This is a genomic window from Hydrogenophaga sp. H7, assembly GCF_002025745.1.
Classification (GTDB): domain Bacteria; phylum Pseudomonadota; class Gammaproteobacteria; order Burkholderiales; family Burkholderiaceae_C; genus Hydrogenophaga; species Hydrogenophaga pseudoflava.
Map to the genome: position 1 here is coordinate 216,603 of NZ_MCIC01000015.1, position 26,911 is coordinate 243,513.

Sequence of the window (26,911 nt, forward strand, 5' to 3'; positions counted from 1 at the left end):
GCGGTCATGAAGCAGAAAGAGGCTCCCTGGTGAGCCTCTTTTTCATGGCATCTGCAGGTGGGGGCTCAGGTTCTTGCCAGCACCACGATGCCGGCAGCGATCAGCAAGGTGCCCGCCATGCGCATGGGGGTGACGGCTTCGCCCAGGAAGGCCCAGGCCAACACCATCGTCACCACAAACCCCAAGCCTACAAACGGGTATGCCAGGCTCACATCGACCCTGGACAGGACCAGGAGCCAGACCAGGGCCGCACCCGCATACAGGCCCAGCCCCACAACCACCCAGGGATGGAACAGCACCGTCACCAGGGCCGGCAGACGAATGCCTCCGGCCAGCGCACGGGCCACTTCGGGCGCACTCATGCCGCTCTTGAGCACAATTTGCGCCAGGGAGGTCATGGCCACGTTGGCCACAATGAGCAGCAGCGTTGAACGGTTCACGGAGGAGTCATCCTGCTGTGGAATAACCAAAAAGAATCAAGAATCGCCGAATATACTCCCGCCATGACGCTCAATCCGGCAGGTACGTCGGTCGCTCATCCCCTGTGTGTCGACCTGGATGGAACGCTGATTCGTACGGATCTGACGTTCGAATCGCTGCTGGCCGCACTGAAGCGGCAGCCCTTGCTGATCTTCTGCCTCCCCCTCTGGTTGCTGCGGGGTCGGAGCTACCTGAAACACCGCCTCGTGCAGGCGGGGCAGCTTGATGTGACGGTGCTGCCCTACCACGCCGATGTGCTCGATCTGATCGACAAGGCCAGACGGCAAGGAAGGCCTGTGGTGCTGGTGACGGGTAGTCACGAGTCACTGGCCAGTCAGGTGGCTGAGCATCTTTCCTTGTTTGATTCGGTGCTGGCGACCTCCGAGACTGTCAATCTGATCGGTGCGAACAAGGCGGCGGTGCTGGAGGATCGGTTCGGTCCGGGCCGGTTTGAATACGTCGCCAACGGGAGGGTGGACCTGGCCGTCTGGCAAAAATCAGGTGCGGCGGTCACTGTCAATGCCCCCCGTTCGATCGTGCGTCAAGTGGCCGGCATGGGCATCCCGCACCGGGACATTCCGAACACCTCAGGCCGATGGAGGACCTGGCTGCGGGCCATCCGCCTGCAGCAATGGCTCAAGAACCTGTTGCTGCTGGTGCCCATCATCACTGCCCACGAGGTGCTGAACACGCAGGCGCTGGGGGCCGCGACGCTCGCGTTCCTCTGCTTTGGTGCCTGTGCATCGGCAACCTACCTCATCAACGACCTGCTGGACCTGGAGGCCGACCGGTACCACCAAAAGAAGAAGAACCGGCCCTTTGCCGCGGGAACCCTGGATGTGCGTGCCGGTCTGGTCGCCGTCGTCGTCCTGATGGCATCCGGCCTGGGGCTGGCGTGGCTGCTCCCCGTGGGTTTCCAGCTGGCCCTGGGCACCTACCTGGTGACCACCCTGCTGTATTCCCTGTGGCTCAAGCGGGTGGCCAGCCTGGATGTGATCGTGCTCGCAGGCCTGTACACCCTGCGGATCATCGCGGGCGCCCTGGCGACCGGCATCAGCCTGTCTTTCTGGTTGCTCGCATTCTCGATGTTCATCTTTCTCTCCCTGGCGCTGGTCAAGCGGGTGGCGGAGCTGGTGGAAGTGCGAAAGAAGGAGATCGCCTCCGGCGTGACCCAGGGAAAGCTGCGTGGCAGGGAGTATGCGACGGAAGATGTGGTCGTGCTGCAGAGCCTGGGCGCAGCCAGCGGCTACCTGGCGGTGCTGGTGCTGGCCCTGTACATCCACAGCACCGAGGTGTCGCAGCTGTACCGCTCCCCCGAGATCCTGTGGCTGATCGCTCCCCTGATGCTGCTGTGGGTCACCCGCCTGTGGGTGGTCACGGCCCGGGGGTACATGGATGAAGACCCCATCTTTTTCGCCGCCACGGATCCGGAAACCTGGGCCACCGGTGCCGTGGTGGCCTTGATTCTGACGGGCGCCACGCTGTTGCAGCTCTGAGCCTGACCCACTCGGTTCATCGAACCTTCCTTTGCTTCACCTCAACATGAACAACCGTCCAACCGATGCCGGGCCCGCAGAGCTGCAATGGACGAGGTCTCTGTGGCTTGTGACCTTTCTGGCGTTGTCGCTGCGCCTGATCTGGGCCTGGTGGGTGCCGGTCATTCCCAGCTCGGATGGCGAGGCGTACGACGCGTTTGCCCGCACCCTGGTGCAGCACGGCACCTTCGGCTGGGAGCCTGACCACCCCACGTCGTTCTGGCCGCCGGGCACCACGTTCCTGCATGCCTCGCTGTTTGCGCTGTTTGGCATCCGCTATGAACCCATCGTTGCCATGAACATTGCGCTGTCCCTGGGCATCGTCTGGGTGACGGCGAGACTGGCCGCCCGTTTCTGGGGGCAGAACGTGGCCGTGCTGAGCGCGCTGGTGCTGGCCGCCTGGCCGACGCTGGTCATGTACCCGACCATCCTGGCGAGCGAGCTGCCCTTCCTGTTCCTGACTTTGCTCGCGCTGGACCTGTGGACCGTTCCATGGGCAGGACGGACCGCCAGGGCGCTGCTGGCCGGACTGGTGCTGGGCTTTGCCGCACTCGTCCGTCCGCAGGCGCTTCTGCTGCCGCTGGTGTATGGCGGCGGACTGGTGCTGATGAATCGTGGAGGACGGGGTGTGTTTCTTGAGCAGATCCGGTCCGTGGTTCTGGCCGGCATCGCCATGGCCGTGGTGGTGGCGCCCTGGACTTGGCGCAACTACCAGCTCTATGGGGAAACCGTGCTCATCTCCAGCAATGGCGGTATCACGCTCTGGATGGGCAACACACCGGGCACCGACGGTCGCTACATGGTGACGCCAAAGAAGTACAGCCACCTGCCTGAAAATGAGCGGGCGCAGGTGCTCGGACAGGAGGCCAAGGCCTACATCCTTCAGGACCCGGCGGCCTTTGCGGAACGAGCGGTCAAGAAGCTGCTGATCCTCTACACCAACGAGTCGGTGGGTGTGGGCTGGAACTCGCCAGGCGTCCGCGAAGCATTCGGTGAGGCATGGGAGCCGCGGCTCAAGCGCCTCACGCAGGCGACTTGGGGGCTGATCTGTCTGCTGGTGGTGGTGGGCCTGTGGTCGTCGCTGCGCAGAGCCGGTTTCGTGTCGACCCTGTTCTCACCGATCACGCTGAGCATTCTGTATTTCACCGCCATCCACATGGTCGTGGTCTCCCAGGAGCGATATCACCTGGCGTTTGCCGGGCAGTGGGCCATTCTGGCCGCCTTGGGTCTTCTGCAACTGGCCGCCTGGCGACAGGGATGGGCAGCAACCGCGACCCGCCCGTCTCCCCAGTGACCCGCGCGAGCATCCGACCCATGTCCATCCAGAACACCCTGACCCCCACAGCCATCCAGCGGATGGCCGCCCCTCTGTATGCGGGCGTGCCCAGCGCCAAGGTGCGTTTGATGCAGGAGTACCGCTCGCACATCTGTCCCTTGCACGAGGTGATCCACGAAGTTCCGCCCCAGTCTGCGGTGCTGGATGTGGGGTGCGGAAACGGACTGCTGCTGAACCTGCTGGCCAGCCTTGGCCGGATTCGCCAGGGGCATGGGTTCGATGTGGCAGGGCCGGCCGTGGCCGTGGCCAATCAGGTCGCCAACGATCACCAGCTTTCCTCGGTCGTCGCTTTCGAGCACCGCTCCATCGAACAGGGAATCCCGCACCTGGGGCACGAGGTGGTGACGGTCGTCGATGTGCTTCACCATGTGCCGGACCAGCACAAGGCGGCGTTTGTGGCCGCCCTGTGTGAGGTGGTGCCGGCGGGAGGGCGTCTGATCGTCAAGGACATGGTGGTCCGGCCGCGCTGGCGGGCTGCCGCCAACCAGATACACGACCTCGTGATGGCGCGCCAGTGGGTCGAGCACGTCGACTCTGACCAGGTGGAAGCCTGGGCTGCGCGCAGCGGCATGCAGGTGAGCCGGCGCGACCGCTTCAACACGCTTTGGTACGGGCACTGGCTCCTGGTGCTGGACAAGCACTGAGTCCGCATCCCGCGTAAGCACGGCGCCGCCGGGCAGGCGACGCGGCGTGCGGTGTTTTACGCCAGCTCGGCGATCAGCTCGATCTCGACACAGGCACCCAGAGGGATCTGGGCGACGCCGAACGCGCTGCGTGCGTGCGCGCCCACCTGGGGGCCGAAGACCTCGCCCAGCAGCTCGCTGCAGCCGTTGGTGACCAGGTGCTGTTCGGTGAAGCTGCCGGTGCTGTTGACCAGACTCATGACCTTGACGATGCGCTTGACGTCGTCCAGCGTCTTGCCGGCGGCCAGACAGGCCGCGGCGAGGGTGCCCATGAGGTCGACGGCGATGGCGCGTGCGGCCGCCTTGCCTTCCTCGGTGGTCATGGTCAGGCCCAGCTGACCCACCCACGGCTTGCCGTCCTTCTTGGCAATGTGGCCGCTGAGAAAGACCAGGTTGCCGGTCTGCACGAACGGCACATAGGCGGCTGCAGGGATGGCCACGGGGGGGAGTGTGATGGCGAGCTGGTTCAGCTTGTCGTAGACGCTCATTGAAGGCTCCGGAAGGTGTTGTCGGGAGGTAGCAGGGCATTCTATCGAGGGGGTGTCAGGCGTTCTTCAGGCGCACAGGAAATAATCGAGGGCTACGAGGAGACAAACACCATGAAATTCCGAACCGCGCGTTGGGGCGCTGCTGTCCTGTCACTGTTGCCTTCGCTGGCCCTGGCGGCCGATATGGACGGCGCTCAGCTGTCGGTGCTGTGGGGTGTGCCGTTTGCGGGCATCCTGCTGTCGATTGCCATCATTCCACTGGTGGCGCCCATCTTCTGGCACCACCATTTCGGCAAGGTCTCGGCGGCCTGGGCGCTGGCGTTCCTGCTGCCGTTCGCCCTGGTGTTTGGCCCCGGCGCAGCAGGCGCGGGCGTGGTGCATGCGCTGCTGGCCGAGTACATCCCCTTCATCATCCTGCTGACCGCGCTGTTCACCGTGGCCGGCGGCATCTACATCAAGGGCAACCTGCGTGGCAGCCCGGCGCTCAACACCGGCATCCTCGCCATCGGTGCGGTGCTGGCCAGCTTCATGGGCACCACGGGCGCGTCGATGCTGCTGATCCGCCCGCTGATCCGTGCCAACGACAACCGCAAGCACGTGGTGCACGTGGTGGTGTTCTTCATTTTCATCGTCTCCAACGCCGGCGGTTCGCTCACGCCGCTGGGCGATCCGCCGCTGTTCCTCGGCTTCCTCAAGGGCGTCGAGTTCAGCTGGACCCTGACCCACATCTTTCCGGAAACGCTGTTCCTCGTCGGCACCCTGCTGGTGCTGTTCTACGCGCTGGACTGGTGGTACTACCACACGCGGGAGGAGATCCGCCCCGCCGACCCTACGCCCGATGACCGCCAGTTCGGCTTCGACGGCGGCGTCAACTTCCTGCTGTTGGCCGGCGTGGTCGGCCTGGTGCTGATGAGCGGCCTGTGGAAGTCCGACGTGGTGTTCGACATCGCCGGCACCGAGGTCGGCCTGCCCGGCATCGTGCGCGACCTGGGACTGATCGCGATCACCGTGGCCTCGCTGCAGCTCACGCCCGGCAGTGTGCACGCCGACAACCAGTTCAGCTGGGGTCCGATGCAGGAGGTGGCCAAGCTGTTCGCCGGCATCTTCCTGACCATCATCCCGGTGATCGCCATGCTCAAGGCGGGCGTGGACGGGCCTTTCGGCGCCATCGTGCGGGCGGTGACCAACCCCGACGGCTCGCCGAACCCGGCCATGTACTTCTGGGCCACGGGCATCCTGAGTTCCTTCCTGGACAACGCACCGACCTACCTGGTGTTCTTCAACACCGCCGGCGGCGATGCGCAGGTGCTGATGACCACGCTGGCGCCCACGCTGGTGGCGATTTCGGCCGGCGCGGTGTTCATGGGCGCCAACAGCTACATCGGCAATGCGCCCAACCTGATGGTCAAGGCCATCGCCGAAGACCGCGGCGTGAAGATGCCCAGCTTCTTCGGCTACATGGTGTGGTCGACGGGCATCCTGGTGCCGCTGTTCGCGCTGATGACCTGGCTGTTCTTCGTCTGAGGAACGGTACGATGCGCGGATGACCGATGGACTGCTGATCTGGATCGTGGTGGCGCTGGGCGTGCTCAACGCCCTGTGTCTGTTGTGGTTGCTGTTGCGCCGTCCGCCGGCCAACGCCGATGAGGCGGCGCAGCGCGCGCAGCTGCTGGCCGTGCTGCAGCAGCAGGGCCAGGCCACCGAACAGCGCATCGACCGTGTCGAGGGCGAGCTGCGCCGCGAGGTGGGCGACAGCGCCCGCACCGGCCGGCTGGAGATCCAGCAAACCCTGGCCACCTTCCAGGACACGCTGGTGCGCCAGGGCGCGGAAACCACCCGCACGCAGAACGCGCAGATCGACGCCTTCGCGCAGCAGCTGGTGCAACTGCGCGGCACCCTGGGCGACACGCTGACGCGCCAGCTGCAGGACCTGAGTGAAGCCAACGCGCGCCGCCTGGCCGAGGTGCGCGCCACGCTGGAAGCCCAGCTGGCCCAGCTGCAGACCAGCAACGCCGCCAAGCTCGACGAGATGCGCGCCACGGTGGACGAAAAGCTGCACGCCACGCTGGAGCAGCGCCTGGGCGAGAGCTTCAAGCAGGTGGCCGAGCGGCTGGAGCAGGTGCACAAGGGCCTGGGCGAGATGCAGACCCTGGCGCAGGGCGTGGGCGACCTCAAGCATTTGCTGAGCAATGTGAAGACCCGCGGGATGTTTGGCGAGGCCCAGCTGGGGGCGCTGCTGGAGCAGGTGTTTTCCCCCGAGCAGTACGCGGCACAGGTGGCGACGCGGCCGGGCAGCCGCAACATGGTGGACTTCGCGATCCGCCTGCCGGGGCGGGGCGATGACGGTGCGCCCTGCTGGCTGCCGATCGACGCCAAGTTCCCGAACGAGGACTACGAACGCCTGCTGGACGCGCAGCAGCGCGCCGACGCCGAGGGCGCCGAACTGGCCGCGCGCGGGCTGGAGCAGCGCATCCGGCTGGAAGCGAAGTCCATGGCCGAGAAGTACCTGGAGCCGCCGCACACCACCGATTTCGCCATCCTGTTCCTGCCCACCGAAGGTCTGTACGCCGAGGTGCTGCGCCGCCCGGGCCTGATGGAGGCGCTGCAGCGCGATCACCGCGTCACGCTCACCGGTCCGACCACGCTCATGGCCATGCTCAATGCGCTGCAGATGGGCTTTCGCACGCTGGCGCTGGAAAAGCGCAGCAGCGAGGTCTGGCAGGTGCTCGGTGCGGTCAAGACCGAGTTTTCCAAGTTCGGCGACGTGCTGGCCAAGGTGAAGAACCAGACCCAGACCGTGCTCAACACGCTGGACGCGGCCGAGGTGCGCAGCCGCGCCATGGGCCGGGCCCTCAAGACCGTCGAGGCCCTGCCGCAGGACCGCGCGCAGTCGCTGCTGCCGCTGGACGCTGCCGACGGCGATCCGGCTTGAGACCCGGCACCCGCACCGCCCTGGTCCGCCTGATCGGCGCGCAGATCTGCGTGCACGCCTGCATGACCGGTTTTCGCATGGCTGCGCCGCTGATGGCGCTGCGCGAAGGTCACAGCGCCGCCGCGGTCGGCGTGCTGCTGGCCCTGTTCGCGCTGGCCCAGGTGGTCCTGGCCCTGCCCGCTGGCCGGTACGCCGAGCGCCATGGTCTGCAGCGCCCGTTCGTGCTGGCCAGCGTGGTGGCGACGGCCGGGGGGCTGTGCTCGGTCGCATGGCCGCAGTTTGGTGTGCTCTGCCTGACGGCGATCACCAGCGGCGCCGCCGTCTGCCTGGCCATGATCGCGCTGCAGCGCCACGTGGGCCACATGGCGAGCGACGCCACCGAACTGCGCCAGGTGTTCAGCTGGGTCGCCGTCGGGCCGTCCATTTCAAACTTTCTCGGACCGTTTCTGGCGGGCCTGCTGATCGACGCCAGCGGTTTTCGTGCCGCCTACTTGCTGATGGCCTTGCTGCCTTCGCTGGCCTGGTGGTGGGTGCGGCGCGTGCCCGACCATCCCGCGCCCGACACGGGCGAAGCGCCGCGCCGGCAGTCGTCCTGGGATCTGCTGCGGGACAAACCGTTCCGCAACCTGATGCTGATGAACTGGTTGCTGGCCTCGTGCTGGGACGTGCACACCTTCCTCGTGCCGGTGCTGGGTCACGAGCGCGGGCTCTCGGCCACGGTGATCGGCGCCATCCTTGGCTCCTTCGCGCTGGCGGCCACGGCCATCCGGCTGATCATGCCCTGGCTGGCCTCGCGGCTGCACGAAGGCACGGTGATCGGCACCGCCATGGTCAGCACGGCCGCACTGTTCGCGCTCTACCCGCTGGTGCACACGGCCTGGCTGATGGGGCTGCTGTCGGTGCTGCTGGGACTGGCCCTGGGCTCGGTGCAGCCCATGGTGATGAGCACCCTGCACCAGATCACACCGAAACACCGGCACGGCGAGGCACTGGGCCTGCGCTCCATGGCCATCAACGGTTCCAGCGTGGTGATGCCGTTGCTGTTCGGGTCGGCCGGGGTGCTGGTGGGCGTGAGCGGCGTGTTCTGGACAGTGGGCTTCGCGGTGGGGACCGGGTCCCGGCTGGCCTGGCGCATGCGCGGGTCCGCCCCCCCACCGCAGCGGCTCGACTGATTCCGGTTAAGCCCCCGGGAACTCGCGGGGTGGGTGGTGCTCCCTAGAATGCCCGCTCACCCGAAGGAAGCACCGTGCTCTTGTTGATTGTCTTGCTGCCTCTGCTGCTCGGGACCGTGGCCACCGCCTGGCTCGGTTCAAAGTCCCGCCCTCTCACCGCCCTGGCCGCCGGCCTGGTCACCGCGTCGGCGCTCGCGCTGCTGCTGGCGCAGGCACCGGCGGTGTTCGCCGGCCAGACGGTGATCAACGCCTGGCCCTGGGTGCCCGAGATCGGCCTGCAGCTGAGCTTCCGGCTCGATGGCCTTTCGCTCATGTTCGCCGGGCTGATCCTGTTCATCGGCCTGCTCATCGTGCTGTACGCAGCCTACTACCTCGCGCCCGAGGACTCGGCCGGCAAGTTCTACAGCTTCATGATGCTGTTCATGGCGGCCATGCTGGGCGTGGTGCTGTCGGACAACCTGTTGCTGCTGGTGGTGTTCTGGGAGCTGACCAGCATCTCGTCCTTCCTGCTGATCGGCTTCTGGAGCCACCGTGCCGACGCGCGCGCCGGGGCGCGGCAGGCCCTGGCCGTCACCGGTGGCGGTGGTCTGGCCATGCTGGGTGGTTTCGTGCTGCTGGGGCAGATCGCCGGCACCTACGAGATCAGCGCCCTGGCGGCCCAGGTCGCCACCATCCAGGCCGACCCGCGCTTTGTGCCCGCGCTGCTGCTGATCCTGCTGGGCGCCTTCACCAAGAGCGCACAGTTCCCGTTTCATTTCTGGCTGCCCGACGCCATGGCCGCGCCCACGCCGGTGTCCGCCTACCTGCACTCGGCCACCATGGTCAAGGCCGGCGTGTTCCTGCTCATGCGCCTGTACCCGGTGCTGGCCGGCACGGGTCATTTCGAGGTCATCGTGAGTGCGGCCGGACTGGCCACGGTGCTGTTCGCGGCCTTCATTGCCATCTTCAAGCACGACCTCAAGGGCCTGCTGGCGTACTCCACCGTCAGCCACCTGGGGCTGATCGTGTTCCTGATCGGTCTGGGCTCGCCGCTGGCGGCCGTGGCCGCCGTGTTCCACGTGCTCAACCACGCGGCGTTCAAGGCCTCGCTGTTCATGATCGCCGGCATCGTGGACCACGAGACCCATTCGCGCGACATGCGCCAGCTCGGTGGGCTGTGGAAGTTCATGCCCTGGACGGCCACCTTGTCCATGGTGGCGGCCGCGTCCATGGCCGGCGTGCCGCTGACCAACGGTTTCCTGTCCAAGGAAATGTTCTTCACCGAAGCCGTGGTCGGCACCAGCGGCATCTATGCCTGGCTGGTGCCCGCGCTGGTGACCCTCGCCGGCGTCTTCAGCGTGGCCTACTCGCTGCGCTTCGTGCACGACACCTACTTCAACGGCGAGTTGGGCGATGTGCCGAACGATCACCCGCACGAGCCCCCGCTGGGCATGAAGCTGCCTGCGATGCTGCTGGTGATCATCTGCATCGCGGTCGGCCTGGCGCCCGCGCTCACCTTCGGGCCGCTGGTGCACGTGGCCGCGACCGCGCTGTTGGGCCAGGCACTGCCCGAGTACCACCTGGCGATCTGGCACGGCTTCAACCTGCCGCTGCTGATGAGCGCCATTGCGCTGGCGGTGGGCGTGGGCTTGTACCTGTGGCTTGCGAAGGGCCGACGCCTGCACCACATCGCGTCGGAAAACTGGTTCGGTGTGGCCACGGGCCGCAGCATTTTCGAATGGCTGATCGACCGCCTGTTCGGCCTCTCGGGCCGGCTGACGGCGCGGCTGGAAACCGGTTCGCTGCAACGCTACGTGGGCTGGCTGCTGCTGACCGCGCTGGTGCTGGGTGCGCTGCCGTTTCTGGGCAGCGGCATCGGCACCGGGACCCGGCCCCAGATGCCGGCAACGCCGCTGGCCTGGGCCATGTGGGCGCTGCTGCTGCTGACCTGCATCGCCATCGCGCGCACGCACCACCAGCGCTTCCAGACCGTGGTGCTGGTGGGTGTGGTCGGTGTGGCGGCCTCGCTCACCTTCCTGGGCTTCTCGGCGCCCGACCTGGCGCTGACGCAGCTGTCGGTGGACATCGTCTCCACCGTGCTGCTGCTGATGGGCCTGGCTCTGCTGCCTCAGACCAGCCCGAAAGAAACCCCGGCGCTGCGCAAGGGCCTGCACGCGCTGCTGGCGCTGGGTGGCGGCGCGGCCATGTCGGTCATCACCTGGCTGGTGCTCACGCGCGACCACGAATCCATCTCGTGGTATTTCCTGCAGGAGTCGCTGCCCAAGGGCGGCGGCACCAACGTGGTCAACGTGATCCTGGTGGACTTCCGCGGCTACGACACCATGGGCGAGATCACCGTGCTGGGCATCGCCGCCGTCGGCGTGCTGGCGCTCATGGACGGCCTGCGCACGCGCCGCCCGGGCATGGACCCCGAGGGCCGCGCCTGGACCTTCGCACAACAGCCGTTGCTGCTGCGCGTGGCCGCGTCGGTGGTGCTGCCGCTGGCCCTGGTGTTCAGCCTCTACATCTTCATGCGCGGCCACAACCTGCCCGGTGGTGGTTTCATCGCCGGGCTGATCACGGCCGTGGCGCTGGTGCTGCAGTTCATGTCGCTGGGTCAGGCGCGGGCCGAGCAGTTCCTGCGCGCGGGCGGCGGGCGCCGCTTCGTGCGCTGGATCGGCAGCGGCCTGGGCATTGCGGGCCTGACCGGCGTGGGCGCGTTCGCGCTGGGCCGTCCGTTCCTGACCAGCGCCCACGGCCACCCGCATGTGCCGATGCTGGGCGAACTGCCGCTGGCCACCGCTGCCATTTTTGACCTGGGCGTCTACCTCACTGTGGTGGGCAGCACGCTGCTGACGATCTCGGTGCTGGGTCAGTCCTCGCGCGAGTTGCCCGCCACCGCCACCCCCACCCCAAGGAGTGCCGCATGAGCATGGAATTCCTTCTCGCCACCGGCGTGGGCATGGTCACCGCCACCGGCATCTACCTCATGCTGCGCGGTCGCAGCTTCCCGGTGGTGCTGGGGCTGTCGCTGTTCGGGTATGCGGTCAACGTGTTCATCTTCCTGATGGGCCGGTTGTGGAGCAACGCCGCGCCGGTGCTGGTGGGCGAGGGTCCGGTGGCCGACCCTCTGCCGCAGGCGCTGGTGCTCACCGCCATCGTGATCGGCTTTGCGACCACCGGCTTCGTGGTGGAACTGGCGCTGCGCAGCCGCCATGAAAGCGGCAACGACCACGTGGACGGCCACGAGCCCGGAGGGCCGCGCGCATGACGGGCTCGCTCCACGACCTCTGGCTGCAGCACGCCCCGGTGCTGTCGGTGGTGCTGCCCATGCTGACGGCCGTGGTGCTGCTGCTGGTCGGCGATGCGGGCGGCATGGCCGGGCAGGGCGGGGCGCACGACGACGCGCCGCTGCGCTGGCGCCGCCGCATCGCGCTGCTGTCCACCGCGCTCGGCCTGTTCATGGCCGCGGGGCTGGTGCGGCACGCGGCCGGCGGCGAGCTGCTGGTCTACCGCCTGGGCGAATGGCCGGCGCCGTTCGGCATCGTCATGGTGGTGGACCGCCTCTCGGCGCTGATGGTGCTGCTGACCTATCTGGTGGCCTTGCCGGTGCTCTGGTATGCCGCCAGCGGCTGGGACACCCGCGGCCGCTACTTCCATGCCATCTTCCAGTTCCAGCTCATGGGCCTGTGCGGCGCTTTCCTCACCGGCGACCTGTTCAACCTCTTCGTGTTCTTCGAGGTGCTGCTGATCGCCTCCTACGTGCTGCTGGTGCACGGGCAGGGGCGCGAGCGCTTCCGCATGGGCGTGCACTATGTGGTGCTCAACCTGGTGGCCTCGGGCCTGTTTCTGATCGGCCTGTCGCTGGTCTACGCCGCCACCGGCACGCTGAACATGGCCGATGTGGGCCGGCGCCTGGCGCTGCTGCAGGGCGACACCCTGCTGTTCGCGCAGGCCGCCGCGCTGGTGCTGATGGTGGTGTTTGGCCTCAAGGCCGCCATGCTGCCGCTGTACTTCTGGCTGCCGGGCACCTACGCGGCGGCCTGCGCGCCGGTGGCGGCGCTGTTCGCCATCATGACCAAGGTGGGCGTCTACAGCATCGTGCGGGTGCACTGGCAGATCTTCGGCTCCGAGGCCGGTGGTGCCGCGCTGGCGGTGGCCGACTGGCTGCTGCCGCTGGCCCTGGCCACCAGTGCGCTCGGTGTGCTGGGCGCGCTGGCGGCGCACAGCCTGGGCCGGCTGGTGGGCTACCTCACCGTGTCGTCGGTGGGCACCATCCTGGCCGGCATCGGCCTGTTCACACCCGAGACGCTCTCGGCCGCGCTCTACTACACGCTGCACAGCACGATCGTGATCGCGGGCCTGTTCCTGCTGGTGGAGCTGATCGCGGCGCAGCGCGGCGAGACCATGGACCGGCTGCAGCCGGCGCACGCGGTGCGCGAGCCGGTGCTGCTGGGCGTGATGCTGCTGTTCGGCGCCGCCTCGGCTGCGGGCCTGCCGCCGCTGCCGGGCTTCCTGGGCAAGCTCATGGTGTTGCAGGCCAGCAGCGGTCTGGTGGTGCAGGCCTGGGTCTGGAGTGTGGTGCTGGGGGTGGGCTTCCTCACCATCATCGGCCTGGCGCGTGCCGGCGTGATCGTGTTCTGGCATGTGCAGCCCGCGGTGGACCAGGGCGCTCCCGGCAGCAGTGCCCACCTGCGGGCCCCTGTGTGGGCTTTCATGGCGTTGACGGTGGCGCTGGCCGTGCTGGCCGCGCCGGTCAAACGCTACACCGACGCCGCCGCGGCGCAGCTCTCGGTCAACGCCGACTACGTGCGCGCCGTGCTCGGGCCGGACGCACCGCCCAGCATGCGCCCCTACGACGGCCAGCGCGCCGCCCCCGCCCAGGAGAAGCAACCATGAAATCCGACACCCTCGACCGCCGCGGTGGCTGGTTCGACCACCCGGTGCTGTCCCTGCTGCTGGCGGCCAGCTGGCTGGCGCTCTCGCGCAGCCTGGAGCCGGTGCACCTGCTCTCGGCCGCGCTGCTCGGCCTGATCGTCCCTCGGTTGCTGCGTGGCCTGCTGCACGCGGGCAGCCCGATCCGCTGGGGAGCCGCGTTCCGTCTGACCTTCGTGGTGCTGTGGGACATCGTGCTGTCCAACATCACCGTGGCCCGGCTGGTGCTCGGCCCCATGAGCCGTCCGCAGCCGGCCTGGCTGCGCGTGCCGCTGGCCTGCGAACACCACCGGGTCAACGCGCTGTTCGCCAGCATCATCACCATGACGCCAGGGACGGTCTCGGCCGTGGTGGACGAGGTGGCACCCTGCATCTGGGTGCACGCGCTCAATTGCGACGACGCGCCCGGCATGGTGGCCGAGATGAAGGCGCGCTATGAGGCACCGCTGATGGCCATCTTCCGGCTCGACGGGGAGGGCGCCACATGAGCGTGCTGGATATCGCGCTGACCCTGGGCATTGGCGCCGTCACCCTGACCCTGCTGCTCTGCGGCTGGCGCCTGCTGCGTGGCCCGACCATCGCCGACCGCGTGCTGGCGCTGGACACGCTCTACCTGAGTCTGGTGGCGCTGGTGGTGCTGCTCGGTCTGCGCTGGCAGACCCCGCTGCTGTTCGAGGCTGCGCTGATCGTGGCGCTGCTGGGCTTTGTCGGCACGGTGGCGCTGGCGCGCTACCTCAGCCGCGGCGATGTGGTGGAGTGAAACGATGGAACTGAACCCGGTGATCGAATGGGCGGCCGCGATCCTGATCGTGGTCGGGGCCTTCTTCCTGCTGGTGGGTGCCATCGGCATGGTGCGCCTGCCCGACTTCTACATGCGACTGCACGCGCCCACCAAGTCGTCCACCCTGGGCGTGGGTGGGGTGCTGCTGGCTTCGCTGCTGCTGGGCTGGGCGCAGGGGCGGCCCGGCCTTGCCGAGTTGCTGATCACGCTGTTCGTTTTCGTGACCGCGCCGGTGTCGGCGAACCTGCTGGCGCAGGCGGCACTGCATCTGCGGCTGCCTTCGCGCGCGCCGCAGCCCGAGGCGCTGCCGCCTTCGGCGCCTCCGGGGCGCTGAAGCCCAGACCCGCCAGGTAGCTGTCCATCACCTGGGCGCCAACCTGGACCAGGTCGAAGTCGCTGGTGTCGAGCAGCCAGTTGTCGAGCACGCCGGTGAGGATGGCCTTGAGGCCCAATGCCGCGCTGCGGGTAGGGATGGACAGGCGGATGCCCGCGTCGGCGGCTGCGGCCTCGAACTGCTGGGTGAGATAGAGCAGGTACTCGTCGCGCCAGCGCAGCTTGCGTTCGCGAACGGCCAGCATCTCGCCGTTGTACTCGACCTGCTGGGTGGCGATTTCGAACACGCGGCGCGCCTGTTCGTCGGTGGCGGTCTTGTGCAGGGCCGTCAGCACCGACATGCGCATCTGCTGCAGCGGCGTTTCCTCGACCTGCGCGGCATAGGTCGACTGTTCCAGAGGCAGTGTCACCCGGTCCATCATGGCGTTGAAAAGATCGGCCTTGTCCTTGAAGTGCCAGTAGATCGCTCCGCGCGTGGTGCCTGCCGCGCTCGCGATGTCCTGCAGCGAGGTGCGTGAGACCCCGTTGGCCTGGAACAGCTGTTCGGCGGCGTCGAGCAGGGCGGTGCGTGTGGCTTCGGCGTCGGCCTTGGTGCGTCGGACCATGGTGATCTGTTGGTATAAAAAACAACCCTGCGAATATACATACATTCGTGTCTGTATGTATACTGCGACCCCTTCGGTAACGCTGGCATGCGCTTTGCGCAGGATGGCGTGTCCGTCCAGGTTCCGTCTTCATCCGTCGCCCATGAGGTTCTTCATGCCCGCTTCATCCCCCGTTTCCCCGACGCCGCCCGCGGCGCGCACATCCTCTGGCGCTCGTCTGCGCCAGACCTTCCTGCTGCTGCCCCTGGTGGCGGCGCTGGCCGCCTGCGGCAAGGCCGATGCACCGCCTGCCGGTGGCGGCGCACCGGGTGGGGGCATGCCCGCGCCGGAAGTGGGCGTGGTGACCGTTCAGCCGGGCGATGTCGGTCTGCAGACCGAACTGCCGGGCCGGCTGGAGGCCTCTCGCGTGGCACAGGTGCGGGCCCGCGCGGCCGGCATCCTGCAGCAGCGCCTGTTCAAGGAAGGCAGCGATGTGAAGGCCGGTCAGGCGCTGTTCCGCATCGACGCCGCGCCCTACCAGGCCACGTTGCAGAGTGCCCAGGCCAGCCTGGCCCGTGCCCAGGCGAACCTGGCCAGCACCACCGCGGTGGCCGAGCGCTACAAGCCGCTGGTGGCCGAGAACGCGATCAGCCAGCAGGAGTACACCAACGCGGTGGCGGCCCAGAAGGCCGCCGAGGCGGATGTGGCCGCCGCCAAGGCCGCTGTGCAAACCGCGGGCATCAATCTCAACTATGCCAGCGTGACCGCACCCATCTCGGGCCGCATCGGCCGGGCGCTGGTGACCGAGGGCGCGCTGGTCGGGCAGGGCGAGGCGACCGCGCTGGCCGTGATCCAGCAGGTCGACCCGCTGTATGTCAACTTCACCCAGTCGGCCACCGAGGCCATGCGCCTGAAGCGCGCGATGGAGGCCGGCCAGCTCAAGGGCGCCGGTGACGGCGCTGCCGCGGTCCGCGTGGTGCTCGACGATGGCAGCGAACACGCCAAGCCGGGCAAGCTGCTGTTCTCCGATCTGACGGTCGACGCCACCACCGGCCAGGTGACGCTGCGCGCCGAGGTGCCCAATCCGGGCGGCATGCTGCTGCCGGGGCTGTACGTGCGCGTGCGGCTGGAGCAGGCCGTGGCGAGCAACGCCATCACGCTGCCGCAGCAGGCGGTGACGCGCACGGCCCAGGGCGACACGGTGTCGGTGGTGGGCGCGGACGGCAAGATCGAACAACGCCCGGTCAAGGTGGGCGGGCAGCAGGGCGGCCGCTGGGTCGTGCTCGATGGCCTGAAGGCCGGCGAACAGGTGATGGTCGACGGCTTCCAGAAGCTGCAGATGATGCCCCCGGGCACCCCGGTCAAGGCCGTGCCCTGGGCGCCACCGGGCAGCCAGCCCGCAGCTCCGGCCGCTGCCGCGGCGGACGCCAAGCCTGCCGAGACTGCCAAGCCGGCTGCCGAAGCCAAGCCCGCTGCGGAACCCGCCAAGTAAGGAGCGCCCGACATGGCGAAATTCTTCATCGAGCGCCCCATCTTCGCGTGGGTGATCGCGCTCTTCATCATGGTGGCGGGCGCGGTGTCCATCACCCAGCTGCCGATCGCGCAGTACCCGCCGGTGGCGCCGCCATCCATCATCATCAACGCCACCTACCCGGGGGCGTCGGCCAAGACGCTGGAGGACAGCGTGCTGTCCGTCATCGAACAGGAGATGAACGGATCGCCGGGTCTGATCTACATGGAAGCCGTGGCCCAGGCCAACGGCACCGGCAGTATCACGCTGAGCTTCGAGCCCGGTACCAACGCCGACCTGGCGCAGGTGGATGTGCAGAACCGGCTCGCGCGCGCCACGCCCCGCCTGCCCGCGGCCGTGACGCAGCAGGGTGTGCGCGTCGACAAGTCGCGCAACAACTTCCTGCTGTTCGCGATCCTGACCAGCGACGACCCCGCCCTGGACCCGGTGGCCCTGGGCGACTACGCCTCGCGCAGCGTCGTGCCTGAAATCCAGCGCCTGCCCGGCGTGGGCCAGGCCCAGCTGTTCGGCACCGAGCGTGCGATGCGCATCTGGATCGACCCGGCCAAGCTGCTGGGCTTCAACCTCAGCGCGGCCGACGTCACCAACGCGATCCGCGCGCAGAACGCCCAGGTCTCGGCCGGTGAAATCGGCGCACTGCCCAACGTGGCAGGGCAGAGCATCTCGGCCACCGTGGTGGTCAATGGCCAGCTCGCCAGCGTCGAGCAGTTCGGCAACATCGTGCTGCGCGCCAGCAGCGACGGCGCCACCGTGCGCCTGAAGGACGTGGCCCGCATCGAGCTCGGCGCCCAGGGCTACGCCACCTCGGCGCGCCTGAACGGCAAGCCGTCCACTGGCATCGGCGTGCAGCTGGCGCCCAGCGGCAACGCGCTGGCCACCGCGGAAGCCGTGCGTGCCCGCATGACCGAGCTGGAGAAGTTCTTCCCCAAGGGCATGAGCTGGACGATTCCCTACGACAGCTCCAAGTTCGTGAAGATCTCGATCCAGGAAGTGGCCAAGACCCTGGCCGAAGCCGTGGCCCTGGTGTTCCTGGTGATGCTGCTGTTCCTGCAGAACTGGCGCTACACGCTGATTCCCACGGTGGTGGTGCCGGTGGCGCTGCTGGGAACCTTCGCCGCGCTGCTGACCATGGGCTTCTCGATCAACGTGCTGACCATGTTCGGCATGGTGCTGGTGATCGGCATCGTGGTGGACGACGCCATCGTGGTGGTGGAGAACGTCGAGCGCATCATGAGCGAGGAGGGCCTGCCGCCGCTGGAGGCCACGCGCAAGGCCATGGGCCAGATCTCGGGCGCCATCATCGGCGTGACCGTGGTGCTGATCTCGGTGTTCGTGCCGCTGGCCTTCTTCAGTGGCTCGGTGGGCAACATCTACCGCCAGTTCGCGGCGGTGATGGGCGTGTCCATCGCCTTCTCGGCCTTCATGGCGCTGTCGCTCACGCCCGCCTTGTGCGCCACGCTGCTCAAACCGGTCGAGGCCGGGCACCACCACGAGAAGAAGGGCTTCTTCGGCTGGTTCAACCGCACCTTCTCTCGCACCGCCAAGCGCTACGAGGCAGGCGTGTCGCGCCTGCTGCCGCGCGCGGGCCGCACCATGCTGATCTATGTCGCCATCGTGGCGGCCGTGGCACTGGTCTACCAGCGCCTGCCCGGTTCCTTCCTGCCCAATGAAGACCAGGGCACGATGCTGGTGAACGTGCAGCTGCCGCCGGGCGCGACCCAGGAACGCACGCTGGACGTGATGAAGCAGGTCGAAGGCTTCGTGCTGCAGCAACCGGAAGTGCAGAGCATGGTCAGCGTGCTGGGCTTCAGCTTCTCGGGCCAGGGCCAGAACGCGGCGCTCGCCTTCGTGACGCTCAAGGACTGGGCCGAGCGCACGGCGCCGGGCAGCGACGCGCAGTCCATCGCCGGCCGGGCCTTCGGTGCGCTGTCGGGCATCCGGGATGCCTTCATCTTCCCGCTGAGCCCACCCCCCATCCCTGAACTGGGTGCGTCGTCTGGCTTCAGCTTCCGCCTGCAGGACCGCGCCGGTCTGGGCCGCGACGCGCTGGTGGCCGCGCGCAACCAGATGCTGGGCATGGCCTCGCAGAGCAAGCTGCTGACCCAGGTGCGGCCGGATGGTTTGGAAGACGCGCCGCAGCTGCAGATCGACATCGACCGCGACCGCGCCAACGCGCTGGGCGTGGGCTTCGACAGCATCAGCGCCGCTATCGGCACCGCGCTGGGCTCCAGCTACGTCAACGACTTCCCCAACGCCGGGCGCCTGCAGCGCGTGGTGGTGCAGGCCGATGCCACGGCCCGCATGCAGCCCGAAGACCTGCTGCGCATCAACGTGCTCAACAACAAGGGGCAGGCGGTGCCGCTGTCGGCCTTTGCCAGCACCCACTGGATCACCGGCCCGATGCAGACCGTGCGCTACAACGGCTACCCGGCCATGCGCATCAGCGGCAGCGCCGCGCCGGGCGTGAGCACCGGCCAGGCCATGGCCGAGATGGAGGCGCTGGCGGCCAAGCTGCCGCAGGGCTTCGGCTTCGAATGGACCGGCCAGTCGCGCGAGGAAAAACTCGCCGGCTCGCAGGCCATGATCCTCTACGCCTTCGCCATCCTGGCCGTGTTCCTCTGCCTGGCCGCGCTGTACGAAAGCTGGTCGATCCCGATGGCCGTGATCCTGGTGGTGCCGCTGGGCGTGCTCGGCGTGCTGCTGGCGACGCTGCTGCGCGGCTACGCCAACGACGTCTACTTCCAGGTGGGTCTGATCACCATCATTGGCCTGTCGGCCAAGAACGCGATCCTGATCATCGAGTTCGCCAAGGACATGCAGGCCCAGGGCCACAACGTGATCCAGGCCGCGCTGGCGGCGGCGCACATGCGCTTCCGTCCGATCGTGATGACCTCGATGGCCTTCACCCTGGGCGTGCTGCCGCTGTTCCTGGCCAGCGGGGCCGGCTCGGCCAGCCAGCGCGCCATCGGCACCGGCGTGATCGGCGGCATGCTGACCGGCACCGTGCTGGCGGTGGTCTTCGTTCCGATCTTCTTCGTCCTCGTGCGCACATTCTTCAAGGACAGCGAGCGCCAGCAGCGCCTGCACGAGTCCGAGGCCCAACACCATGGGGTACACCATGCCTGACACCCGTTTCTTCTCTCTTGGCGCGCTGGCGGCAGCGGCCCTGATCGCCGGCTGCTCGATGACGCCCACGCTGGAGCGTCCCGCGGCCCCCGTGCCGGCCACTTTCCCAGGGCAGCCGGCCTCGGTCACGGCCAGCGGCCCGGTGCAGGCGTGGGAGAGCTTCATCACCGACGCCCGCCTGCGCGAGCTGGTGGCGCTGGCGCTGAAGAACAACCGCGACCTGCGCGTGGCGACACTCAACATCGAACAGGTGCGCGCGCAGTACCAGGTGCGCCGCGCCGACCAGGTGCCGACCGTCAACGCCACGGTGGCCGGCAACCGCCAGCCCACCCCCAGCGGCGACATCAGCAGCACCTACACGGCGGGTCTGGCCATGGCCAGCTGGGAGCTGGATTTCTTCGGCCGCGTGGCCAGCCTCAAGGACGCCGCGCTGGCCCAGTTCCTCGCCAGCGAGGAAGCGCAGCGCGCGGTGCAGACCAGCCTGGTCGCCTCGGTGGCCAGCAGCTGGCTCAGCCTGCAGACCGACGAGGCGCTGCTGGCGCTGACCCAGCGCACCCTGGCCACGCGCGAGGATTCGCTGCGGCTGACCAAGCTGCGCTTTGACAACGGTGCCGCGTCCGCGCTGGACCTGCGCCAGGCGGAGTCCCTGACCGCGGCGGCGCGCGCCACGCTGGCGCAACAGCGCCGGACCATCGCGCTCGACCTCAATGCCCTGACCTTGCTGGTGGGGCAGGAGGTGCCGGCGAACCTGCTGCCCGGCGCGGGCGACGTGGCGCCGTTCCAGCCGGTGCCCGAAGGTCTGCCGTCGGAACTGCTGACCCGCCGCGCCGACATCCGGCAGGCCGAACAGCAGATGGTCGCGGCCAACGCCAACATTGGTGCCGCGCGGGCCGCGTTCTTCCCGCGCATCTCGCTGACCGCTGGTATCGGCACCGTCAGCACCGAGCTCTCGGGCCTGTTCAAGGACGGGTCCTGGGGCTTCACGCTGGCGCCGCAGGCCCTGCTGCCGATCTTCGACATGGGGCGCAACCAGGCCAACCTGGACGCGGCCAAGGCTGCGCGCGACATCGCCATGGCCCAGTACGAAAAGGCCATCCAGGTCGCGTTCCGCGAGGTGGCCGACGCGCTCGCCGGGCGCGCCACACTGGGCGAACAGCTCGCGGCCCAGGAAGCGCAGGCCCAGGCAGAGACCGATCGCTTCCGCCTGGCCGAACTGCGCTACCGCAACGGCGTGGCAAGCTACCTCGATGTGCTGGACGCGCAGCGCTCGCTGTTCGCCACCCAGCAGGCGCTGGCACAGACCCGGCTGGCGCAGCAGCAGAACCAGGTGGCTTTGTACAAAGCCCTCGGCGGAGGGTATTAAGTCCTCAAGTCGTAGAAGCGCACGATGTGGTCCCAGGCCGACTGCGGGTCGTCGACCAGCTTGAACAGGCTCAGGTCCTCGGGCGATATCGTGCCTTCCTCGACCAGCACCTCCAGGTTCAGCAGGCGCTTCCAGTAGTGGCTGCCGAACAGCACGATGGGCACCGGCTTGGCCTTCTTGCACTGCACCAGGGTGATCACTTCGAACAGCTCGTCGAGCGTGCCAAAGCCGCCCGGAAAGGCCACCAGCGCCTTCGCGCGCATCATGAAATGCATCTTGCGCAGTGCGAAGTAGTGGAACTTGAAGCTCAGCTCGGGCGAGATGAAGCGGTTGCCCGACTGCTCGTGCGGCAGTGAGATGTTCAGACCGACGTTGAGTGCGCCCTCGTCGTGTGCCCCGCGGTTGGCCGCTTCCATGATGCCCGGGCCGCCGCCGGTGCAGATGAACAGCTGGTCGTGCCGCGGGCAGCCGCGGCTGTAGCGCGCCACGATGCGGGCGAACTCCCGCGCCTCGTCGTAGTAGTGGGCGTTGCGCAGCTGCGCCTCGGCCTTGCGGATGGTTTCGGCGTCACCGCCCTGGATGGCCTTCTCCAGGTTGGCTCTGGCCTCGTCTGGCTCACGGAAGCGCGCACTGCCGAAGACCACGATGGTGTTCTCGATGCCCAGCTGCTGCTGCGCGAGGTCGGGTTTGAGCATTTCCAGCTGGAAACGGATGCCGCGGGTCTCGCGTCGCAGCAGGAACTCGGGGTCGGCAAAGGCCAGCCGGTAGGCATCCGCCTGCAGGGCGTTGCCGCTGTTGGAATGGGCCTGCAGGTCGGCCCAGGCGTCGGCGATGCGCTGTTCGCTCAGGTGTTGGGTGGTTTCCATGCGAAATCCTCGGTGACAGACAAAAACGGATCAGAGCCCGATGGCCAGGGCCAGCGGCACGAAGACCACTGCCAGGGCGTTGCCCAGCATGATCATGGCGGCGACCTTGTCGGGCTCCTGGTGGTAGCGCTCGGCCAGCATGAACTGCATCACGGCCGGGGGCAGGGCGGCAAACAGCAGCAGCTGTCCGCGCGCCGCGCCCTCCAGTCCCAGGGCCCAAGCAAGAGGGATGCCGATGGCCAGGCCGAGCAGGGGTCTGGCCAGTGCACCCAGCAGACCCAGTGCCAGACCGGAACGGGTGAGCGAGGTCAGTCGCACGCCCAGGGCAAACAGCATCATGGGCAGCATCGCATCGCCCAGCAGCCTCAGGCCCCCCAGCAGCACGTCGGGCGGACGGAGGTCGGTGAGCGCGCTGGCGAACCCGAGCACGGTGGCGATCATCAGCGGGCTGGTCAGCAGGTCGCGCGTGCGGGCCGAGGCGCTGGTGATGCGCGCGCCGATCGAAAAGTGGAACAGGTTGCTGACCGAGAACAGCGCGACCGCCGCACCGAAGTGCGCCGGGCCAAAGGCCAGCAGGGCCAGCGGCAGGCCCATGTTGCCGCAGTTGTTGAACATCACCACCGGCACCAGGGTGCGCGGCTGTGCACCGAACCAGCGCGCCAGCGGCCAGGCCAGCAGGCCGCTGCCCAGGATCAGCACCGTGCCGCCGATCAGCAGCGGCACATGATCGGCCAGGTGGAAGTCCTTGGCTGCCAGAGCCGAATACACCAGCACCGGCGCCAGCACGTCCAGCGCGATGCGGTTGAAGGTGGACAGGTCCGGCACCTTGCGGCGCGCGTAGCCGTAGCCGATGGCCACGATCAGGAAGACCGGGATGATGACGTCGGCGATGCGGGAGAGAAGGTCCATGGTGCAAGGGTAGCAACAACAAAAAAGGCTCCCTTGCGGGAGCCTTTCTGTGGAGCGGGGACCGGATCAGACACGCTTGCGGTATTCGCCGGTGCGGGTGTCGATTTCGATCTTGTCGCCCTGTTCCACGAACAGCGGCACAGCGATTTCGAAGCCGGTGGCGATCTTGGCGGGCTTGAGCACCTTGCCGGACGTGTCGCCCTTGACGGCGGGTTCGGTCCAGGTGATCTCGCGCACGATGCTGGTGGGCAGTTCGACGGAGATGGCCTTGCCTTCGTAGAACACCACTTCAACGGCCATGCCGTCTTCCAGGTAGTTCAGGGCGTCGCCCATGTTCTCGGCTTCGACTTCGTACTGGTTGTACTCGGTGTCCATGCAGACGTACATCGGGTCGGCGAAGTAGGAGTAGGTGCACTCCTTCTTGTCCAGAATGATCTGGTCCATCTTGTCGTCGGCCTTGAAGACAACTTCGGTGCCGATGTTGCCCAGCAGGCCCTTGAGCTTCATGCGGACGGTGGCGGCGCCGCGGCCGCCGCGGGCGTACTCGGTGCGCAGGACGATCATGGGGTCCTTGCCGTGCATGATCACGTTGCCGGCGCGGATTTCTTGGGCGATTTTCATAGGGTTTCCAACAGTTGGGCCGCGGTTCCTTGTGCGGCGACGCTTCTAGCAAAGCCTTGAATTTTAACGCTTTCCAGTGACGAACCCGATCAGCTGGCCGATCAGGTCGGGCTGGGCTTGCAGGCGCTGCCGCGCCGCCAGCGCACAGGGCTGCCAGGTGTTCACCACGTCCCAGCCCGGCCAGACGGTGCCGGGGCGCGTAACGCCGTTCCAGGCGCGGTGGAAATCGCGCAGCGAGGGTGGTGCCGCCAGCCAGTCCAGGAAAGCCTCCAGCTTGGCGTGGTGGGCGTTGTCGTGCTGCGGGTAGATGTGCCAGACGAAGGGCTTGCCTGCCCACAGCGCGCGCACCAGCGAATCCTCGCCGCGCACGAAATTCAGGTCGCAGGACCAGAGCAGGTGGTCGTAGTCGTGCTGGGTCAGGCGGGGCACGGTGTGCAGCCGGGCCAGACCGGTGTCCAGACCCCGGCCGCGCTCGGCTGCCACGGCGTCGGCGGCGCGGCCGGTGGTGACCAGCCAGTCGCTGGGCGCCTGCGCACCCGCCTCTTGGAGCACGGCGCGCAGGGCAGGGGGCTCGTAGCAGAACAGGCTGGCCCTGGGGAGCCCGCCGACCGGCAGCGACTGCGACGCCAGCCAGGCGGGCGCGTCGAAGGCCGACTGCCGCGCAGGCAGGTCCGTTTCGCGCAGCAGCCCCCCCGTCCGGGGGGTGAAGCCCGGGTAGAAGAACCACTTGGTCAGGCCCTGCAGCGGCCCGGTCATGATGGGCGAGGGCAGGCGGTGGCAGCGCTCGACATAGGCCTCGGCGCTCATGTATTCCAGGTTCAGCCAGACCGGCGCCGCAGCGCCCTGTCGCACGCGCAAGGCCAGCTCATCCAGGCATTCCTGCGCCGGATCGCAGCCGAAGGCCTCGATCCAGACGTCGGCGGCGGGGCCGGCGTGGGCAACCTTCAGCGGCTCCGTCCAGTGGATCACTTCGACCCCGGGGATGTGACCCTCCCGGGCGCCGGGCACCATCCAGTCCAGATCGTCGGGCACGTCGATCCACAGACGCACACGCTGCTGGCGCGCCGCCAGTCCCGCGCACAACCGCCAGCACACGCCGATGTCGCCCAGGTTGTCGATGACCCGGCAGAAGATGTCCCATTGCATGCGCCGATTGTCCATGGCGGCGGATTCACAATACGGCCCCATGTCCAGTCCCGCACCCGACGCACCGCACTCCGAACAACTGCTGGCCGAAGTGGCGGCCCTGCCTGGCCTGCCGGGGGTGTACCGGTATTTCGATGCCCAGGACCAGCTGCTCTATGTGGGCAAGGCGCGCAACCTGAAGAAGCGCGTCAGCAGCTACTTCCAGAAGAACCACGACGGCACCCGCATCGGCCACATGGTCAGCCGCATCGTGCGCATGGAGACCACGGTGGTGCGCACCGAGGCGGAGGCGCTGCTGCTGGAAAACAACCTGATCAAGACGCTGAACCCCAAGTTCAACATCCTGTTCCGGGACGACAAGAGCTACCCCTACCTCAAGATCACCGGCACGCGCGAGACCTTCCGGACCGCCGGGACCAAACCGCTGCCGATGCTCGCGTTCCCGCGCATGGCCTATTACCGCGGGGTGGTCGACCGGCGGCACAGCTACTACGGCCCCTACCCCAGCGCCTGGGCGGTCAAGGAAACCATCACCCTGCTGCAGAAGGTGTTCCGCCTGCGCACCTGCGAGGACACGGTGTTCGCCAACCGCACACGCCCCTGCCTGCTCTACCAGATCAAGCGCTGCACCGGCCCCTGCGTGGACCTGATCGACACCGAAGCCTACGGGCGGGACGTGGCCGACGCCGAGCGCTTCCTGCGCGGTGAGACCCAGGAGGTGCTCGACGCGCTGCAGGCGCGCATGATGGCCCACGCCGAGAAGCTGGAGTTCGAGCAGGCGGCCGAGATCCGCAACCAGATGAGCGCACTGTCCCGCGTGCTGCAGCAGCAGGCGATGGACAACCTCTCGGACAAGGACGTCGACGTGCTGGCGGTGAAGGTGCTGGGCGGACGGGCCTGCGTGAACCTGGCCATGGTGCGCGGTGGCCGGCACCTGGGCGACCGGCCGTACTTTCCGGCCCATGTGGAGGACGCGACCCAGATCGACGAGGCGCTGGAATCCGAAGCCGAGTCATCGCCGGCCACCGACCCGATGGAACGGGTGCACGTGCGGGTGTTGGAGGCCTTCATCGCGCAGCACTACCTCGGGGCGGCGCTGCCGCACACCCTGGTGACCAGCCATCCCGTGAGCCGGACGCTGATGGAGGCCCTCACCGAGCAGAACGGGGCCAAGGTGCACACGGTGCACCAGCCGCGCGAACACCGGCGCGCCTGGCTGGACATGGCGCAGAAGAACGCCGAGATCGCGCTGGCGCGCCTGCTGGCCGAAGAAGGCTCTCAGCAGGCGCGCACGCGCGCGTTGGCCGAGGCGCTGGGGTTGCCCGACGACAACCTGGACGAGTTGCGCATCGAGTGCTTCGACATCTCGCACACGGCGGGTGAATCGACCCAGGCGTCTTGCGTGGTGTTCGAGGCGCACAAGATGCAGAACAGCCAGTACCGCCGCTACAACATCGACGGCATCACGCCCGGCGACGACTTCGCGGCCATGCGCCAGGTGCTGCTGCGGCGCTACGGCAAGATCGCCGAGGCGCTGCGGGCCGAGCAGGGTGTGGCACCGGAGGCCACGGCCGGGGCGGTGGATGTTCCGGCGGGTGCGGCGGACACGCCGGAACCCGCGGCCGAGGTGGCGGGCGAGGCGCCCAAGGGCCCGCGCATGCCCGACCTGGTGCTGGTCGATGGCGGCAAGGGCCAGGTCAGCATGGCGCGCGAGGTGTTCCAGCAACTGGGGCTGGACCTGTCGCTGATCGTCGGCGTCGAGAAAGGCGAGGGCCGCAAGGTCGGGCTGGAGGAACTGGTGTTCGCCGACGGGCGCGAAAAGGTGTACCTGGGCCACGATTCGGCGGCGCTGATGCTGGTGGCGCAGATCCGCGACGAGGCGCACCGCTTTGCCATCACCGGCATGCGGGCGCAGCGCGCCAAGGTGCGCACCGGTGGCAGCAAGCTGGAAGACATCCCGGGCGTCGGGCCCAAGAAGCGGGCACGCCTGCTGCAGCGCTTCGGTGGCGTGCGTGGCGTGGCGGCTGCCAGCGTCGAGGAACTGAGCACCGTCGAGGGCATTTCGGCCGAGCTGGCCGACGCCATCTACCGGGCGCTGCACTGAGGGGCGG

At 67.9% G+C, this 26,911-nt stretch carries 22 protein-coding genes and 1 pseudogene; 16 read left to right on the plus strand and 7 right to left on the minus strand.

Features of this window, described 5'->3' with window-relative positions; genetic code table 11:
• Positions 1-65 precede the first annotated feature (65 nt).
• Positions 66-440, minus strand: coding sequence for an EamA family transporter (locus BC358_RS12360; protein WP_243721712.1), 375 nt, complete (start codon positions 438-440; stop codon positions 66-68).
• Positions 441-503: 63 nt separating this feature from the next.
• On the opposite strand from BC358_RS12360, the gene BC358_RS12365 reads away from it, so the two are divergent.
• From BC358_RS12365 to BC358_RS12375, 3 genes are read left to right on the plus strand one after another with little or no spacing between them, the layout of a single operon-like run.
• Positions 504-1,976, plus strand: coding sequence for a UbiA family prenyltransferase (locus BC358_RS12365; protein ID WP_079366058.1), 1,473 nt, complete (start codon positions 504-506; stop codon positions 1,974-1,976).
• Between the two features lie 46 nt (positions 1,977-2,022).
• Positions 2,023-3,309 carry a glycosyltransferase family 39 protein gene (locus tag BC358_RS12370; RefSeq protein WP_143434286.1) on the plus strand — a complete coding sequence of 429 codons (1,287 nt, stop codon included), beginning with the start codon at positions 2,023-2,025 and terminating at the stop codon, positions 3,307-3,309.
• A gap of 20 nt (positions 3,310-3,329) precedes the next feature.
• Entirely contained in the window at positions 3,330-3,995 is a 666-nt protein-coding gene (locus BC358_RS12375; RefSeq protein WP_179130069.1) for a bifunctional 2-polyprenyl-6-hydroxyphenol methylase/3-demethylubiquinol 3-O-methyltransferase UbiG, read from the plus strand.
• A 56-nt stretch (positions 3,996-4,051) separates the two neighbouring features.
• Here BC358_RS12375 and BC358_RS12380 read toward each other — a convergent pair whose 3' ends face one another.
• Positions 4,052-4,522 (minus strand): RidA family protein, encoded by a 471-nt coding sequence (locus BC358_RS12380; protein WP_066158964.1) that lies wholly within the window; start codon positions 4,520-4,522, stop codon positions 4,052-4,054.
• Between the two features lie 111 nt (positions 4,523-4,633).
• Between BC358_RS12380 and BC358_RS12385 the strand changes: the two genes are divergently transcribed.
• The 9 genes and pseudogenes from BC358_RS12385 to mnhG all read left to right on the plus strand — a co-directional run.
• Complete coding sequence (locus BC358_RS12385) at positions 4,634-6,046, plus strand: sodium:proton antiporter (protein ID WP_079366060.1); 1,413 nt, start codon at positions 4,634-4,636, stop codon at positions 6,044-6,046.
• A 19-nt stretch (positions 6,047-6,065) separates the two neighbouring features.
• On the plus strand, positions 6,066-7,454 hold the full coding sequence (gene rmuC / locus BC358_RS12390) for a DNA recombination protein RmuC (RefSeq protein WP_079366061.1): 1,389 nt from the start codon (positions 6,066-6,068) through the stop codon (positions 7,452-7,454).
• Positions 7,451-8,626: an MFS transporter gene (locus BC358_RS12395; RefSeq protein ID WP_256861489.1), complete on the plus strand. Its 1,176-nt coding sequence runs from the start codon at positions 7,451-7,453 to the stop codon at positions 8,624-8,626. The genes rmuC and BC358_RS12395 overlap by 4 nt, the downstream gene beginning before the upstream one ends.
• Positions 8,627-8,700: 74 nt before the next feature.
• Entirely contained in the window at positions 8,701-11,535 is a 2,835-nt protein-coding gene (locus BC358_RS12400) for a monovalent cation/H+ antiporter subunit A (protein ID WP_079366062.1), read from the plus strand.
• A gap of 2 nt (positions 11,536-11,537) precedes the next feature.
• On the plus strand, positions 11,538-11,876 hold the full coding sequence (locus BC358_RS12405; RefSeq protein ID WP_218669492.1) for a Na+/H+ antiporter subunit C: 339 nt from the start codon (positions 11,538-11,540) through the stop codon (positions 11,874-11,876).
• Positions 11,873-13,504 carry a monovalent cation/H+ antiporter subunit D gene (locus BC358_RS12410; RefSeq protein ID WP_079366064.1) on the plus strand — a complete coding sequence of 544 codons (1,632 nt, stop codon included), beginning with the start codon at positions 11,873-11,875 and terminating at the stop codon, positions 13,502-13,504. Before BC358_RS12405 ends, BC358_RS12410 begins: the two co-directional genes overlap by 4 nt.
• Positions 13,501-14,028, plus strand: coding sequence for a Na+/H+ antiporter subunit E (locus BC358_RS12415; RefSeq protein WP_066158947.1), 528 nt, complete (start codon positions 13,501-13,503; stop codon positions 14,026-14,028). Before BC358_RS12410 ends, BC358_RS12415 begins: the two co-directional genes overlap by 4 nt.
• Positions 14,025-14,300 carry a K+/H+ antiporter subunit F gene (locus tag BC358_RS12420; RefSeq protein ID WP_079366065.1) on the plus strand — a complete coding sequence of 92 codons (276 nt, stop codon included), beginning with the start codon at positions 14,025-14,027 and terminating at the stop codon, positions 14,298-14,300. Before BC358_RS12415 ends, BC358_RS12420 begins: the two co-directional genes overlap by 4 nt.
• A 4-nt stretch (positions 14,301-14,304) precedes the next feature.
• Positions 14,305-14,562: pseudogene (gene mnhG / locus BC358_RS12425) on the plus strand (monovalent cation/H(+) antiporter subunit G); the annotation flags it as partial.
• On the opposite strand, the gene BC358_RS12430 reads toward mnhG, so the two are convergent.
• Positions 14,525-15,259, minus strand: a complete 735-nt coding sequence (locus BC358_RS12430; RefSeq protein WP_256861490.1) for a TetR family transcriptional regulator — start codon at positions 15,257-15,259, stop codon at positions 14,525-14,527. The pseudogene mnhG and the gene BC358_RS12430 overlap by 38 nt on opposite strands.
• 154 nt (positions 15,260-15,413) lie before the next feature.
• On the opposite strand from BC358_RS12430, the gene BC358_RS12435 reads away from it, so the two are divergent.
• The 3 genes from BC358_RS12435 to BC358_RS12445 are packed head-to-tail and all read left to right on the plus strand — an operon-like array spanning position 15,414 to position 21,258.
• Entirely contained in the window at positions 15,414-16,730 is a 1,317-nt protein-coding gene (locus BC358_RS12435) for an efflux RND transporter periplasmic adaptor subunit (protein WP_079366067.1), read from the plus strand.
• A 12-nt stretch (positions 16,731-16,742) separates the two neighbouring features.
• Positions 16,743-19,895: an efflux RND transporter permease subunit gene (locus BC358_RS12440; RefSeq protein ID WP_079366068.1), complete on the plus strand. Its 3,153-nt coding sequence runs from the start codon at positions 16,743-16,745 to the stop codon at positions 19,893-19,895.
• Entirely contained in the window at positions 19,888-21,258 is a 1,371-nt protein-coding gene (locus tag BC358_RS12445) for an efflux transporter outer membrane subunit (protein ID WP_066159190.1), read from the plus strand. Before BC358_RS12440 ends, BC358_RS12445 begins: the two co-directional genes overlap by 8 nt.
• Here the strand turns inward: BC358_RS12445 and BC358_RS12450 are convergent.
• From BC358_RS12450 to earP, 4 genes are all read right to left on the minus strand, one after another.
• Positions 21,255-22,124, minus strand: coding sequence for a TIGR00730 family Rossman fold protein (locus BC358_RS12450; protein ID WP_079366069.1), 870 nt, complete (start codon positions 22,122-22,124; stop codon positions 21,255-21,257). The two genes, BC358_RS12445 and BC358_RS12450, sit on opposite strands and share 4 nt — an antisense overlap.
• Positions 22,125-22,154: 30 nt before the next feature.
• The gene (locus BC358_RS12455; RefSeq protein ID WP_079366070.1) at positions 22,155-23,033 is read right to left on the minus strand and encodes an AEC family transporter; all 879 of its coding nucleotides are present in this window, start codon (positions 23,031-23,033) and stop codon (positions 22,155-22,157) included.
• A gap of 66 nt (positions 23,034-23,099) precedes the next feature.
• Positions 23,100-23,654 (minus strand): elongation factor P, encoded by a 555-nt coding sequence (gene efp / locus BC358_RS12460; protein ID WP_079366071.1) that lies wholly within the window; start codon positions 23,652-23,654, stop codon positions 23,100-23,102.
• 63 nt (positions 23,655-23,717) lie between these two features.
• Positions 23,718-24,800 (minus strand): elongation factor P maturation arginine rhamnosyltransferase EarP, encoded by a 1,083-nt coding sequence (earP, locus tag BC358_RS12465; RefSeq protein ID WP_256861491.1) that lies wholly within the window; start codon positions 24,798-24,800, stop codon positions 23,718-23,720.
• 40 nt (positions 24,801-24,840) lie between these two features.
• Between earP and uvrC the strand changes: the two genes are divergently transcribed.
• The gene (gene uvrC, locus BC358_RS12470) at positions 24,841-26,904 is read left to right on the plus strand and encodes an excinuclease ABC subunit UvrC (RefSeq protein ID WP_079366224.1); all 2,064 of its coding nucleotides are present in this window, start codon (positions 24,841-24,843) and stop codon (positions 26,902-26,904) included.
• Positions 26,905-26,911: the final 7 nt, after the last annotated feature.